9 protein-coding genes are annotated in these 15,793 nt (G+C 32.0%); 5 read left to right on the top strand and 4 right to left on the bottom strand.

All coding sequences use genetic code 11. The annotated features are described in order from the left end of the window. The first annotated feature begins 29 nt into the window (after positions 1-29). The 5 genes from Q4487_RS14265 to Q4487_RS14285 all read left to right on the top strand — a co-directional run bounded on the left by Q4487_RS14265 (position 30) and on the right by Q4487_RS14285 (position 9,449). Positions 30-1,676 carry a sodium:solute symporter family protein gene (locus tag Q4487_RS14265; protein ID WP_303544872.1) on the top strand — a complete coding sequence of 549 codons (1,647 nt, stop codon included), beginning with the start codon at positions 30-32 and terminating at the stop codon, positions 1,674-1,676. 11 nt (positions 1,677-1,687) lie between these two features. After that, entirely contained in the window at positions 1,688-3,967 is a 2,280-nt protein-coding gene (locus Q4487_RS14270; protein ID WP_303544874.1) for an FAD-dependent oxidoreductase, read from the top strand. A gap of 65 nt (positions 3,968-4,032) precedes the next feature. Continuing rightward, positions 4,033-6,984 (top strand): glycoside hydrolase family 2 TIM barrel-domain containing protein, encoded by a 2,952-nt coding sequence (locus tag Q4487_RS14275; protein WP_303544877.1) that lies wholly within the window; start codon positions 4,033-4,035, stop codon positions 6,982-6,984. Beyond that, on the top strand, positions 6,984-8,096 hold the full coding sequence (locus Q4487_RS14280) for a glycoside hydrolase family protein (RefSeq protein WP_100895221.1): 1,113 nt from the start codon (positions 6,984-6,986) through the stop codon (positions 8,094-8,096). The genes Q4487_RS14275 and Q4487_RS14280 overlap by 1 nt, the downstream gene beginning before the upstream one ends. A 48-nt stretch (positions 8,097-8,144) precedes the next feature. Further along, a complete protein-coding gene (locus Q4487_RS14285) occupies positions 8,145-9,449 on the top strand; it encodes a glycoside hydrolase (protein WP_303544880.1) in 1,305 nt (434 codons plus the stop codon). A 79-nt stretch (positions 9,450-9,528) separates the two neighbouring features. Here Q4487_RS14285 and Q4487_RS14290 read toward each other — a convergent pair whose 3' ends face one another. From Q4487_RS14290 to Q4487_RS14305, 4 genes are read right to left on the bottom strand one after another with little or no spacing between them, the layout of a single operon-like run. Beyond that, positions 9,529-11,172: a sulfatase-like hydrolase/transferase gene (locus Q4487_RS14290; protein ID WP_303544883.1), complete on the bottom strand. Its 1,644-nt coding sequence runs from the start codon at positions 11,170-11,172 to the stop codon at positions 9,529-9,531. 1 nt (position 11,173) lies between these two features. Beyond that, complete coding sequence (locus tag Q4487_RS14295) at positions 11,174-12,997, bottom strand: arylsulfatase (RefSeq protein WP_303544885.1); 1,824 nt, start codon at positions 12,995-12,997, stop codon at positions 11,174-11,176. 3 nt (positions 12,998-13,000) lie between these two features. Next, positions 13,001-14,818: a beta-agarase gene (locus Q4487_RS14300; RefSeq protein WP_303544886.1), complete on the bottom strand. Its 1,818-nt coding sequence runs from the start codon at positions 14,816-14,818 to the stop codon at positions 13,001-13,003. Between the two features lie 4 nt (positions 14,819-14,822). Beyond that, entirely contained in the window at positions 14,823-15,785 is a 963-nt protein-coding gene (locus Q4487_RS14305; RefSeq protein WP_303544889.1) for a hypothetical protein, read from the bottom strand. Between the last annotated feature and the right edge of the window lie 8 nt (positions 15,786-15,793).

The following is a 15,793-nucleotide window of genomic DNA, read 5'->3' on the forward strand; positions in this document are numbered from 1 at the left end:
TAAATTGACATTCAACTTTAATTTTTTTTATGGGAATTACAGACGTATCTGTCATATTTATATTTGTCTTGTTAATTTTTATCTGCGGAATGAGTTTTTCTAAAACAGGTAAAAATATGAAGTCTTATTTTTCTGCAGGCGGTGCTTTACCTTGGTGGATGAGTGGCTTGTCTTTATTTATGAGTTTCTTTTCTGCGGGTACATTTGTTGTTTGGGGAGCCATAGCATATAGTAGTGGTTGGGTAGCAATTTCTATACAGTGGACAATGTGTATATCTGGTTTAATAATAGGTTTTTTAATAGCGCCAAAATGGCAAAAAACAAAAGCTATAACTGCAGCACAGTTTATTACAGATAGGTTAGGTTATAAAACACAGCGTACATACACTTACTTGTTTTTACTAATATCTATTTTTACAATGGGAGCTTTTTTATACCCTGTTGCTAAAATTGTAGAAGTTTCTACAGGAACACCCATAGTAGCCAGTATTGTAGGTTTAGGTATTTTAATTTTAATATACACCACCGTGGGTGGTTTATGGGCGGTAATAGTTACAGATGTGTTGCAGTTTGTGGTTTTAACGGCAGTTGTACTAATTGTTGTACCTCTTTCTTTTGATAAAATAGGAGGTATAGAGGCTTTTATATCTAAAGCTCCTGATACTTTTTTTCAGTTTGTTAATACTGAGTACTCTCCGTTGTTTTTAGTAGCGTTTGGATTGTATAATTTGTTTTTTATAGCAGGTAACTGGGCTTATGTTCAGCGCTATACAAGTGTTTCTACTCCTAAAGACGCAAAAAAAGTAGGTTGGTTATTTGGCGTTTTATATGCTGTTTGTCCGTTAATTTGGATGTTGCCACCTATGGTTTACCGCGTGTTAAACCCTAATTTAAATGGTTTAGAAAATGAAGGTGCTTATTTACTAATGTGCAAAGAAGTTTTGCCAGTAGGTATGTTAGGGTTAATGTTAGGGGGAATGATTTTTGCAACATCTAGTTCTGTAAACACAACCTTAAATATATCTGCAGGAGTATTAACTAATGATATTTACAAGCATTTTAAACCTAATACACCAGAGCGTAAATTAGTAAAAATTGGTAAGTTGGCTACAGTTTTACTTGGGGTCATTACTATAATTATAGCCTTGATGGTTCCGTATTTTGGAGGTATTGTAGAGGTAGTTATGTCTTTAGCCGCTCTAACAGGAGGTGCTATGTTTTTACCTCCTATTTGGGCTTTATTCTCAAAAAATCAAACAGGGTTTACTGTTTTATCTGTAACAATAATTTCACTTTTTATAAATGTGTTTTTTAAGTTTTTTTCACCCTTATTATTCAATTTAAAATTAGACAGAGCATTAGAAATGCTACTAGGTGTTGCCGTACCAATAATTTTATTAATTGCATGTGAAATATACTTTATGTTAAAACCTGTAAAAAATTTAAAGTACCAAGAATATAAAGCTTTAATAGAATTAAAAACTACTACAGAAACAGATAGTACAAGTACTCAAAATAAAAAAGGAGCTCGTGTAATAGGTATAGGAATTGCTTTAACAGGCTTAATTATTTTAATCTTATCGTTTTTAGCAGCAACAGGAGCTTTTTTTGTTGGTACAATTGGACTTTTGATTGGTATTCTTGGAAGTTTAATTATTTATAAAAATCTTAAATAGTAGTATTTGTTATGTTGGTAGAAAATTATAGTCCGCAAAAAAGAGACAATAAAACTATTAAGCTAAATACAGATTTTGTTATAGTTGGTGGAGGTATAGCTGGTGTTTGCGCTGCAATTACAGCAGCAAGGCAAGGAACTAAAACAATATTAGTACAAGACAGACCTGTTTTGGGAGGCAATGCCTCATCAGAAATTAGACTTTGGATTTTAGGTGCAACTTCTCATATGGGGAATAACAACAGATGGGCAAGAGAAGGTGGAGTTATAGATGAAATTCTTGTTGAGAATTTATACAGAAATAAAGAAGGTAATGCTGTTATTTTTGATACCATTTTACTAGAAAAAGTACTAGTTGAAGATAATATTACGCTTTTACTAAATACCAGCATTTATGACATTAAAAAGTTAAACGAAAAAAAAATAGATAGTGTAATAGGGTTTTGTAGTCAAAACTCAATAACATATATAATTAGTGCGCCTTTATTTTGTGATGCATCCGGTGACGGTATTGTTGCTTTTAAAGCAGGTGCACCATTTAGAATGGGAGCAGAAACCAAAGAAGAATTTGGAGAATTATTTGCGCCAGACACTTCTTATGGGGAGTTATTAGGACACTCAATGTACTTTTATAGTAAGCAAGAAAATTTCCCTGTAACTTATAAACCACCAGCTTTTGCATTAAAAGACATTACAGAAATTCCAAGGTATAAAGCAATAGGTAAAGATGATAAAGGTTGTCGTTTTTGGTGGTTTGAGTATGGAGGAAGAAAAGATACAATTTATGACACAGAGGAAATAAAATATGAACTTTGGAAAGTAATATATGGTGTTTGGGATTTTATTAAAAATTCGGGCGAGTTTGATGGTGTAGAAAACCATACATTAGAATGGGTAGGGACTGTACCTGGCAAACGAGAAAGTCGTCGTTTTAAAGGTATGTATATGCTAAAACAGCAAGATGTAATACAACAAAAAACGTTTTATGATGCTATTGCTTTTGGTGGTTGGGCAATAGATTTACACCCTGCAGATGGTATTTACAGTAAATTATCTGGTTGTACGCAATGGCATTCTAAAGGAATTTATCAAATTCCGTATCGTTCTTTTATTGGTAATGAAATTGAAAATCTTTTTTTTGCAGGCAGAATAATTAGTGCTAGTCACGTTGCTTTTGGTTCTACACGTGTAATGGCAACAACAGGTTTTTGTGCACAAGCAGTAGGTATGGCAGCGCATATGTGTGTTACTAACAATATACTTCCTAAACATATTTTAGAAGATAATTATTTAAAAGTACTACAGAATAAATTAAATATTGCCGGACAAAGTATACCTAATATTCCACTAGAAAAGAACAGTAATTTAGTAAACTCTGCAAAAGTAACAGCTTCATCTGTATTAGAATTAAACACTATTTTGTTTGATGGTGAATGGTTAAGCTTAAAAACTGCAGCAGCACAATTATTGCCTTTACAAGCAAATACAGCTTATGAGTTTGTTGTAGAAGTAAATACAGAAGAAGATACAGTTTTAGAAGTACAACTTCGTTCATCAGAAAATATAAAAAATTATACTCCAGATTTAATTTTAGAAACGCATAAATTTCAGCTTAAAAAAGGGGAACAAAAAGTAACAATTTCTTTCAAATCTACTTTTAAAGTGAATCAATATGCATTTGTAACTTTTTTAAAGAATGATAAAATAAGTCTAAAGAATAGTAACAAAAGATTTACGGGCGTACTATCTGTTTTTAATGGTACAAATAAAGCAGTTTCAAATACGGGTAAGCAAACACCACCATTAGATTTAGGTGTAGATACGTTTGAGTTTTGGATACCTCAGCGTAGACCAGAGGGTAAAAATATAGCAATGACAATTTCCCCAGCTATTAAGGCTTTTAATGTAGAAAATAGCAGTAATGGTTATGTTAGGCCTTGGGGAGGTACAAATGCTTGGGTTGCTAGTTTAAAAGACAACAAACCTACAATAAACATTAATTGGGGTAAAGAGGTAGAGGTTAAGGAAATTAAGCTCTTTTTTGATACAGATTATGATCATCCAATGGAGTCTACATTAATGGGGCACCCAGAAGATGTAATTCCTTTTTGTGTACGTAATTATAAAATTAAAGATCAAAATGGTAAAGTGTTGGCAGATAAAAAAAATAACTATCAAACCATAAATTCCATACACTTTAAAAGTCCTATAAAAATAACAGAATTAGTAATAGAAGTAATGCATCCTTCTAAAGATGTACCAGCTTCAATATTTGAAATTTTATGTATGTAATTATAAAAAATAAGCTATTTATTATTGTGTTGTTGTTTATGGCTCTTGGGTTTTCTCAAGAAAAAATGAAGAATAACAAATCAGAACAAATAATGACTTTAAATGGCAACTGGAAGTTTAATGCTATTTATGGAGAAGGTTCTAATTACAATAACATAAAAGCCGGCAGTACAGATGTTATTGTAGACAATCTAAATGCCAATCAAGTAAAAGTAAAAGGAAAATGGACAACTACTAATGTAGAAGAAAGAGGTTCTGGCTTTTATAAGGATAACTACTTAAAACATTTTTATAAGGATAATACAGATAAGTCTAGTGTAACTTACACCCCAAATTTACCCGCAACTGGTTATTATGAAGCATTTGTGCGTTTTCCGTTTGCTAGCAATGTAAATGCAAAGGTTAATATACAACACGCTAATGGTATAGACACACAGTATTTTAATCAGCGTAATCGTTGTGATGAGTGGTTAAGCTTAGGTATTTTTACTTTTGAAAAAGATAAAGAAAATAGTATAGAAATTACCTCAGATGTATATGGTGTATCAGTCTCAGCAGATGCTGTTCTTTTTAGGCCAGTATCTAAAGAAAAAATAATTAAAGCAGAGAAAGAAAAGAAAACTGTTTATTTAAATAATTATGATGATACAGATTGGTACAATTTAAAAGTACCAGGACATTACGGAATGATTAACGATTTTTCTAATTACACAGGAAAAGCTTGGTACAGAAAAACATTTACAACTCCTGATAAATGGACACTAGATGAAAACGAAAAAATTAGACTAAAGTTTGATGGTGTTTACCATATAGCAAAAGTGTACCTCAACGGAAAATTTATAGGAGAACACCAAGGAGGCTTTACTCCGTTTGAAATAGATGTTACTAAAAATATAGAGCTAAACAAACCTAACGTTTTAGCTGTAGAAACAAATAATAATGCATTAGTTGGTGCTACCTGGAACTGGGGTGGTATTATTAGAGATGTTACTTTGGTAAAAAATAATGATGTACGTATTACACATAATTATATACATGCAGATCCAGATTTAGAAAAAGGAACAGCAAGTTTAGAGTTAAAAATTAGAATAGAAAATAGCGGTGCTGTAGATAAAGTTTTAGATTTTAAAACCAACATATATAGAGATAAACAACTGCAAGAAATAATTAAAAAAGTAACCGTTAAGGCAAACTCTACTAAGGAACTAGTTTTAAAGAGTTCTTTAAAGGCTAAAGATGTTAAGCTTTGGCATTTTGATAGGCCTTACTTGTACAAAATGCAACATACTCTTTTAGATAATGGTATAAAAGTACATACTGTAAACGATAGGTTTGGTATTAGAAAAATAGAGTTAACAAATAAAAGCTTAATTCTAAACGGTGAAGCTGTACGTTTAGCTGGTTACAATAGGGTTAGTGATCATAGATATTGGGGATCATCAGAACCACAAGAAATTATTAACAAGGATGTAGATTTAATGAAAAATGCTGGTGCAAATTTTATGCGAATTATGCACGGAACGCAAAATAGAAAACTGATAGAACGTTGTGACGAAAAAGGAATTTTATTGTTTGAAGAAGTTAACGTACGAGATTTAGATAATTCAGAATTTACAGCACCAAATTATCCATTAATAAAATCTTGGGTTAAGGAAATGGTAGAGAGAGATAGCAACAGTCCAAGTATAATAGGATGGAGTGTAGGTAATGAGCTTACAGGTCACAATACTTATGCTACTATGATGATGAATTATGTGAGAGGGTTAGATACTCACAGGTTGGTTACATGTGTTAGTAATACAGGGGCAAGAAAAGAGGCTAACCCTAATACAGATCCCAATACCAATACAGATCTAATTATGCACAATCATTACTCTTTTCAAGGTACAGCACAGAGTGTTATATCTACATTAAGAAGCAAATGGCCTAATAAGGCTATATTTTTATCTGAATATGGAGTAGATAGATTAAAATCTACTTCTTTAGATGAAGATTTACCAAAAGCATCAGATTTAAATGATAATTTAAGAGGTAAAAATGAGTTTGTAATTGGTGCTTCATTATGGACATATAACGATTATAGAAGTGGTTATATTGGTACTAGTGAAGAAGAAAACAGAACTTGGGGAATTGTAAATGCTTGGCGACAAAAGCGAAGATTCTATACAAGAATGCAAAAAGAAAATAGTCCGGTTAAAGATATTAAAGTATCTTTTAATAAGACTAAGGCCGCTATAGTTATTCCAATAAAGGAAAGAAATAACTACCCTAGTTTTACAATGGTAAATTATGAGTTGGTATGGAATTTAAAAGATGCTAACGGAAAAATTATAAGTAGCGAGACTAAAAAATCACCTGTGTTGCAACCAGAAGATGCTGTTTGGCAAGGGCAAATAAAACTACCTAAAAGTATAAACAAAGCTGTGGTTATGCACATTGCTTTGGTAAGTAGTAATGGTTATACGCGCTTTGAAAAAACGATAGCCTTGCAAAAACCAGAAAAACCAACTGTAACATCTATAGTAGCAGGTAAAAATAAAACAAGAGTATATTTTAATACAGTGGTTGCTGCAGAAGAATATTTTATTAGTTATAAAAATAGTAAAGGAGAAACTGTAAAAACAGAACCTACAATTGCTAATTTTATTGAGGTTAAAGATTTACAATTACCTGTTATAAAAGCCAATCTAATAGCTGTAAATAGTTTAGGAGAAAGTTTGCCACAGAGCGTAGAGTTAAAAAACAACACTAAAAGTTTACCACCTGTGGTTTGGCAAACTTTTATTAGAGATAATCATATAATAGTTGGGTATTCTGGTGAGTTAAATGATGAGTCTTATACTGTACGTTACGGTGTTAGTAAAGATAAATTACTTCATAAAATTACAACATACACTAGAGGTATGATGACTATCCCAATTAAAAAGTTAGACACTTATTTTATTCAAATTAAAAGAAAAGATAAAAACGGAGATAGTAATTGGTCACCAGTAATAACTGTGAAAAATAATTTATAATGAAAAGCACAGTAATAGCATTTTTTTTAGCCTTGCTAATTTTATCTTGTAAAGAAAAAATAGAGAAAAAAGAAGTCGTAAAAAAAATAGAAAATTTTAAAATTGAATTTGGCAAAGTATCAAAAAAATCAATTTTTAAAGAAGAAGGCAAAAGTGTTTGGGGAGGTAGTTTAATAAAAGGGGAAGACAATTTGTATCATATGTTTTACTCTAGATGGCCAAAAAATATAGGGTGGGAATGGGTAAACTATTCAGAAATAGCCCACGCAACGTCACCATCTCCGTTTGGACCATTTACATTTAAAAACGTAGCCTTAGCAGATAGAGGAGTAGAGTTTTGGGATGGTGGTACCACGCATAACCCTACAATTATAAAAGTAGATACTAATTACTACTTATATTATATGGGTAATACAGGTGATAAAAAAATTGTTAGCAAACCAGGCAAACCTAAACTTAATTGGAAACATAGAAATAACCAAAGAATAGGTGTTGCAGTTGCTAAAAATTTAAACGGACCTTGGAAAAGATTAGATAAACCTGTTATAGATATTACGCCCAACATAAATGCACATGATGCATTAATGACTTCTAACCCGTCTGTTTGTAAAATGCCAAACGGTAAAATTTTAATGGTATACAAAGCGGTAGGTAAAAAAAATAAATTGCCATCTGGCGGTCCGGTAGTGCACTTGGTAGCTATAGGAGATACACCAACAGGACCTTTTATAAAATATCCAGATCCTATTTTTGTTTTTAAAGGAGAGCGTTTTCCGGCAGAAGATCCTTATATCTGGTACCAAGATGGCAAATACAGAGCTATTGTAAAAAGGTTTAAAACAGTAGATAAAAAAAGAGTTTTTTCTTTAGTGCATTATGATTCTGAAGACGGAATAAAATGGGAGCAGGGCAAGTATTTTAATATATCTGATAGAACAGTTGTTTGGGAAGATGATACAGAAACAAAGTTTGATCATCTAGAGCGTCCTCAAGTATATTTAGAAAACGGAGAACCTTTAGCGCTGTTGTGTGCTGCAGATACTATAGATGTGAATAATGTGAGACACTCATTCAATATTCAAATTCCTTTAAAAATCTCAAAAGAGAAATAACTCTTTGTAAAAGAATACATATTTAAAATAATGTAAAGCAATTAAAAGATGAATGGTACTTTATTAAAACAAATAGTAAAAACTAGTTTGTTTGTTTTTATGTTAGCTGCTTGCCAGTCACAAAAAAGTGAAATAAAAGAAGAAGCTGTAGCAGAAATAAATGCAGAAGAAAATAGTTTAGGGTTTCCGTGGGATATTCCCAAAACAAAACCTAATAGGCCTTTAAGTAAAGCAATGGAACGTCTTTATGATAATTACTTAACTCCTAGACCACAAGATAATGAGTTGTTCTCTAGTTTTAAATACACCAAATTAAAAGGCTTAGATTATAATGAAGGAGATGGAACTATTTCAAGACGTGATCCTTCAAAAATTATAAAAGAAAACGGAAAGTATTATGTGTGGTATACAAAAAGAGAAACTAAAGTACCACCTGTAGGTTTTAAAAATGCAGATAAAGCAACAGATGAAATTCCGTCCACAGATTGGGACTTATGTGATATTTGGTTTGCAACATCTGAAGATGGTTTTACTTGGCAAGAGCAAGGTATTGCTATAAAAAGGCCAAAAAAGCCAGCAGTAGGTTGGCGCTCTGTTGCCACTACCGATATTTTAAAATGGGAAGGTAAATATTATTTATATTATCAATCATTTATGGAGGCTAGTGGTACAAAAGGTGATCATTGTCCTGTAGCGGTATCATACTCAGACTCACCTAATGGTCCTTGGACACCAGCAAACAAGATTATTATTCCTAACGGAGAACCAGGAACTTGGGATCAATTTTCAATTCATGATCCTTATCCACTTGTGTACAATAATAAAATTTATGTGTATTATAAATCAGCTTACGGAAACAGACCAGATTATTTAGTTGGTAACGGTTTAGCAATTGCAGATCATCCGCTAGGACCTTTTACAAAGCACTCTCTAAATCCTTTATTTAATTCAGGTCATGAAACAGCATTGTTTCCTTTTAAAGAAGGAATTGCAGCTTTGGTTATTCGTGATGGTAATGAAAACAATACCATTCAATATGCAGCAGATGGTGTTAATTTTGATATTGCTTCGGTAACAAGTTTAATGCCAACTGCCGCAGGATCTTACGTAGCAGATGCCTTTAATAGCAACGGTAATGGTAGAGGTATTACTTGGGGGTTGTCGCATTTTACAAATATGGGTACAGCAAATAAATCATACAGTATTTTAGGTAGGTTTGATTGTGATTTAAGTTTAGATATTAACGATCCAAGTATGAAAAACACGCAACTGTGGCTAGATCCCGAAGTCTATTTCTCTCAAGGTTTAAATAGTAAACAACTGCAAAGAATAAAAGAACAAAATACTAAGTAAAACACTAAGCAAAATATCTTAATTGTTTATAAGCAGGTAATTAATAAAAAAAGCTTGAGAACCTTCTCAAGCTTTTTTATTAGTGTTTAGCACTTGGGTACATATCATTTGTATACCTATAAACTTCTGTTTTTTTAGAACCTCTAGCTTGGTTTATTTCTATTTTCCATTGGGCTTTAAGGTTTTTTAAAACTGAACTGTATTCAGGATTATCTATTAAGTTATGTAGTTCTGCTCTATCTGTTTTTAAGTTGTATAATTCTTCATACACAGGTTGTTCTCCTTGTAAAGGGCCCTCTATGTAATTTCTATATACAGCAATACCCGGATCATGCATTTTATACAACATTTCGTTTACAGGAATATTAAACTCTTTAGCATATGCTATTTCTTTAGTTGCAGAAAAATTATTGTTTTTATAATACCTAATGTATTTCCATTCTTTAGTTTGTACAGCTTCACACCTAGGGTTTCCAAAATGAGTAGACCATAAATTTTCTGTGAAAACATATTTTCTAACTTCTGCTTTAGAACCATTAATAAGACTAGTTATATTTTTTCCTTGATAAGTGTTTGGAATAGAAATACCAGCCATTGCAAGCATACTAGGAGCAATGTCTATAGATTGCACCAAAGCATCACTCTTAATCCCTTTTAGCTTTTTTTTTGCTTTTGGGTTGTATACTATTATAGGTACGTGTGTGGTTTGCTCATAACACAATGCTTTTCCTCCAAGCCCTTGTTGCCCACTAAAAAGACCGTGATCAGATGTAAAAATGATAATAGTATTCTTGTCTAACTTAAGACTTTTTAATTTTTGTATTAAATTACCAACTAGCCTGTCTATGCCAGTCATTGCCTCCAATTCTCTTATGTAACGTTCTTTAATTGTTGCGGGTGTATCTACATAATCATATCCTGTTTGCCTATCTTTTACATGTAATAAGTTAGCAGGTAATTTAGGTGTGGTAATATCTTTTTTTGCAACATAATTATCGGGTAACGGAATGTTTAAATCTCTATATAAGGTTTTATATATATCGTCATCATTATCTTTTAATTTCATAGAGCGTGTACCTGCTCCGTGTGGTAAATTAAAATTTATAGAAAGCATAAAAGGTTTATCTGCAGGTCTATTTTCTAAAAAATGTAATGCACCTTTTAATTTACGAGCATTTGGATCTAAAAAATCGTCTACACCTTCATTAATAATTTCTGGTTGCGTAAAAGCTATAGCATCATTAAAAATAGCATGATTGTCCTTAGGGTAAAAACCTAAATGCCCGTGACCAGCATACCAATAATCAAAACTTTTTTCCATTAATCCACTTTGGTAACCACCTTTACCTATTGGAGCGTGGTTTTTGCCAACCCAACCTGTGTAATATCCGTTTTTACGCATAACAACAGGGTAAGAATTTTGCCAAGCAACATCTGAAACACTTGTGCCAGAGTTAAAATTTACACCATGTTTACGCTCATACTGGCTTAATAAAATAGAAATTCTACTTGGTGTACAAATAGCACTTGTAACGTGTGCATTGGTAAATAATATACCATTATCTGCTAGCTTATCTATGTTTGGAGTTTTTACAATTGTATTTCCAGTACAACCAAGCAAATCATAAGATTGGTCATCTGTAAGTATAAATACAATATTTGGTTTTTCTTGGGCTTTGCTAATTACAGTAAATAGCATTAATAAAAATAGTACTTTTTTCATCTTATAACTTTTTAATATAAACGTAGTAAGCCACGTTCTTTTCTCCTTTATCAGAAATAAAATTAGCATACATCTTAGTTTTTCCTACTTTTAAATTGATATTGAAGTTTGCTGACAAATCATTCTCTTTTACATCAATTTCAGAAACTATTTGTTTTTCAAACTGTATAGAAGCCTTACTATAATTTAAGTTTTTACCTTCTGGAATATCTTTTTGCAAACCAACAATTTCTTTAGTAGTAATTGGTGGAGTAGTGGTGTTAATAGCCAAGTTAGACTCTTTTGGGTACCTCCTTAATGAAACCTCATAATTACCATCTTTTAAAATATCTACACTCCAATAACCAGCACCAACTTTACCTTGTCTAATTTGTATTTGGTTCCAAGGCTGCATAGTTTCTTTACCATGTATATCATGTGCAGTTAGTGTAATAGGGTTTTCTTTATTAGAACCTATTTTAAAGTAAATTTCTTTATCAAAGTCTTTAGATACTTGTGTCCACCAACTATTGTAAAAGGCTCTCATTTCTTTAACTTTTTCTTGGTTAATAGCTGCAATATCTTTTTTCTGACCAATATCTGTGCTAATATCATAAAGTTCTTTACCATTAATTAAACGCCATTTATTTTGCATTACAGCAGAGCTTTTCCATTTTTCTGGATTTTGAACACGTTGTGAGTCTGTTATTAAAAGCCTATTGTCTAAAGTATCTTTTCCTTTTAGCACAGCAACCAAACTTTGTCCGTCTATATCTAAATGATTTTTTGGCAAGTCTATGTTACACAATTCTGCTAGTGTTGGTAAAATATCTATTTGCGCAGTAAGTGTATGTATATCTTTTGCAGTACTTATTTTACCGTCTTTCCAATAAATAAAAAACGGAACTCTGTGTCCACCATCATAATGGCTGCCTTTTGCACCACGCATACCTGCATTATACCCAGTAACTCTACCTTTTTTATTGTAGTAACCAGCAGATGTGCCATTATCTGTCATAAAAATTAAGATGGTATTATCAGTAATCTTTAATTCTTTAAGTTTATTTCTAAGCTTACCAAAATTGTCATCAATATTAGTAATCATTCCATAAAAACGCTTTTGTGTGTCGGCTAATATGGTATCGTTTAAACCTTTGTAAATGTCGTAATACGCTTTAGGTACATTGTAAGGACCGTGTGGCGCATTTGGTGCTATGTAGCAAAAAAAGGGTTTGTCTTTACTTTTTTCTATAAAATTAATGGCCTCTGTAAAAAACACATCTGTACAATAACCATTGTATTTTTCTGGTTTTCCGTTATGTAAGTATGTGTCGTTAAAATAAGTATTGTTCCAATAATCTGGAGTTTGTTGTACACCGCCGCCGCCGTGCATTACTGTTTCATTAAAACCTTTATCTTTTGGTCTATGTGGGTAGTTGTCACCCAAATGCCATTTACCAAAACCACCTGTATTGTAGCCAGCTTCTTCAAACATATTAACCAAAGTTTTTTCTTGCTCCCTAAGTAAGGACCAACCACCTACTGTGTGCCACACACCAGTACTATTAGCATATCTGCCAGTCATTAAAGAAGCGCGAGTAGGTGCGCAAGTAGGACTAACATGAAAATTGGTTAGGTGATAACTCTCAGAATATAAACTGTCTATATTAGGTGTTTTTATAATAGAATTTCCGTGAGCACCAATATCACCATAGCCTTGATCATCTGTAATTACTAAAATTACATTTGGTTTGGTATTGGTAGCAATTTCTTTTTGTTTGGGTTGGCAACCAATAGTCAGTGAAAATAAAATTCCAGTTAGTAAGAGTTTTGTATAACGCTGCATAAATTAGTTTTTAAATTTTTCTACATTAACAATTACAGAGCTAACATAGCCACCAGAATCAGGAAAAGTTAGCTCTATTATGTTTTTCCCATTCTTTATGTTTTTTATATCTGTAGGTATTGGTATTACACCAAAAAACTGTTCTCTACCAGCTTGGTCATACCCAGCCCAATTGTTTGGCACGGTAATTTTAGTGCCATTTACTTTAACAATAGGTTTTTTAGATAAATTATGAGCTCTTCCAAGTCCCATTTTTATAGTTGCTATACCTTTGTTATTTGCCATAACATTATCTACAGTAAATACTAATGGCGTATTGGCTTTTATTTCCTGTAGGCATAATTTAGAATAGTAATTGTTTTCTCTAATAACATTAGAAAATGTATAGTCTGCTAAGTCATAATCTAAAATAATAGTTTCACCAGGTTTTAAAGTTAGTTCTTTTATAGCTTTTTCATTAGTGAAAAAAACGAGTTTTGGAATACCATTTTTGTTGTTATAAGACCTTTTTATAGTTAAGTTGCTTACTAATTTATTACTAGTGTTTAAATAATCTAAGTTAATAGTTTGTGCATTATTAGCTAAATTATTTAATGCTACATAACCTTTATTTTTATTTGCAAATGCGTGTACTTGTATGTCTGGATTGTTAGATGTTGCGTAAATACGTTTGCCTTGCACACCTTTCCAAAGCTGCCAAAACTTTCTTAGATGTGTGTATTTGTACGCCCCATTTTTTCCTTTACGTAGTATTACCCAAGGATAAGGATGACCATCTGGGTTTCTACTATCTTTATAAAACCACGTTGCTTTACCTGTAATAAATGGTACTGCTTTAAGTAACCTGTCTGGTTTGTCTAATAAAGACATTAATATGTTGTTGTATGATGTTAAACAAATACCATTTAATGCAGCAGAATAAGGTTGCCCTTGTAAACCTTTTGCAGTGTAACCGTATTCAGATATTAGATGAGGTTTTACAACACCCCATTTCTGGTAACCGTAAGACTCAATAAGGTCTAAAATTGCTTCAGAATTACTCCCAGACCTATAATTAAAGTCGCCTTCTACATTTCTGCCATCATAAATATGAGTAGCAAAAAACTGCATACTTTCCCCAGCAGTATCCATAAAAACCTTCATTTTAGTGTTCCAAATAGCAAAGTTGTTTTTGTCATATTCTGGCCAAGCAGCACTATAACCACCAACCATAATATTAGGAATTTCTGCGTGTATTTTATCTGCTACTATTTTATGAAATTTAGACATTTCTAAAATTACTTTAGGAGTCTTATCATAACTATCTACAAAATCTTTTGCGTGTACAAAAGGCTCGTTCATAACCTCATAATATTTAGGCATTACAGGATATGCTTTTTTAATGTATGTAACGTTAAAAGTTGCAGCTTTTTCAAAATTCATTCCTAGTTTGTAAGCATCTCTAGGGTGATTTGTAATAATTAAATCTGTTGTTTTTTGTGTAGCAAATAAAGGAGCTTGTTTAAACCTCTGTGCATTTGCAATAGCTAATTTTGTAGCATTATTTACAGATAAATCTCCTTTTTTATATTTAGAAAAAGGTCCTGGCCCAGCAAATGTTCTCCCAAATTTAATACCTAGGTCGTTAAATAAATAATTGGGGTCTTCAGCCAAAGCACCGTCATTGTATGACGCGTGCATTGCAAAGTATTTTTCTCTGTTTAGTTCACTTTTATCTCCAATAAATTTTTGAGTAGTAAAATCTATTTGTACACTATTATTCTGAGAAAAACATAATGAACAAAGTGTAACGCTTATAAGCGTCAAAATGTTATTTTTCATATGTTTAAAATTTTGCAAATTTGTAATATTCGTTTGTGCTAGTAATGGCAAAATAACCACCATTAGAAAGATTTTTTATATTAATAGATTTACTGTTTTTTGACTCTGAAACGGTTTTCCCTTTTAACGTAATTATTTTTATATAATCATAATTAGTAGCTGATGGTAGAATTAAAATATTAGATGTGTTATTTACAGATACCTGTATGCTTTTATCGTTTATCTCTGCAATAGATAAACGGTTGGCAGCTTTTGTAATTTGTACTCCAGAAATTTCTTTAGTTACATATGATTTTGAGTCAAAGTCTTCTTTGTCTCCAAAAGAGATTGAATACTTATAATTTTTACCCTCTAAAGCCTGTTCATAATTTATTTGTAACTGCTTTTCTCCTTGCCCTGACATAACTTTTATACGGTCTGATGATGCTAACCATTTACCACCCTCCCAAATTGCAGCTTGTATAAATATTGGTTCTTTTGTAATGTAACTTACAGGCACATTGTATTTTGAATTACTAGAAATATTAGTAGCCAAAAGTGGAGAAAACGTTACATTGTTAGAAAATGAAACAGCTTGTTTAACCATTTCTATGTTGCTAATAACCTGCCCTGTACGTGTAGTTTTCCAATTGCCATTTACATCTCTTAAACTTAAAACAAGTTTATAGCCTTTGCCTTTAGTTGGTTTTTTATTAGTGGTAATAGTTAACTTTTTTATACCCTGACCTTTTTTTACTTTTACCTTGCTACCAGCATAAAATTTAGATGGTCCACCGCTAAGTTCAACACTTAAATCGCTATCAGTTAAAGCAACATAGCCAATAGTAAACTCATACGTAGTATTAGCTTGTAAAGTAGTGTTTGGTTCTTTAATAAAAATTACTTTCTCATTTTGTCCTTGGGCTATTATGCTTGTAAAGCATAGTAGAAACAGCCAAAGAAACTCTTTTTGTAGCATTATTTTCATTTCATTTA

The organism is Cellulophaga sp. 3_MG-2023 (genome assembly GCF_030546975.1).
Classification (GTDB): Bacteria; Bacteroidota; Bacteroidia; order Flavobacteriales; family Flavobacteriaceae; genus Cellulophaga.

Excerpts from the sequence above, each read along its gene's own strand:
- Q4487_RS14265 (WP_303544872.1), top strand. The coding sequence starts at position 30 with ATGGGAATTACAGACGTATCTGTCATATTTATATTTGTCTTGTTAATT.
- Q4487_RS14270 (WP_303544874.1), top strand. The coding sequence starts at position 1,688 with ATGTTGGTAGAAAATTATAGTCCGCAAAAAAGAGACAATAAAACTATT.
- Q4487_RS14275 (WP_303544877.1), top strand. The coding sequence starts at position 4,033 with ATGAAGAATAACAAATCAGAACAAATAATGACTTTAAATGGCAACTGG.
- Q4487_RS14280 (WP_100895221.1), top strand. The coding sequence starts at position 6,984 with ATGAAAAGCACAGTAATAGCATTTTTTTTAGCCTTGCTAATTTTATCT.
- Q4487_RS14285 (WP_303544880.1), top strand. The coding sequence starts at position 8,145 with ATGAATGGTACTTTATTAAAACAAATAGTAAAAACTAGTTTGTTTGTT.
- Q4487_RS14290 (WP_303544883.1), bottom strand. The coding sequence starts at position 11,172 with ATGAAAAAAGTACTATTTTTATTAATGCTATTTACTGTAATTAGCAAA.
- Q4487_RS14295 (WP_303544885.1), bottom strand. The coding sequence starts at position 12,997 with ATGCAGCGTTATACAAAACTCTTACTAACTGGAATTTTATTTTCACTG.
- Q4487_RS14300 (WP_303544886.1), bottom strand. The coding sequence starts at position 14,818 with ATGAAAAATAACATTTTGACGCTTATAAGCGTTACACTTTGTTCATTA.
- Q4487_RS14305 (WP_303544889.1), bottom strand. The coding sequence starts at position 15,785 with ATGAAAATAATGCTACAAAAAGAGTTTCTTTGGCTGTTTCTACTATGC.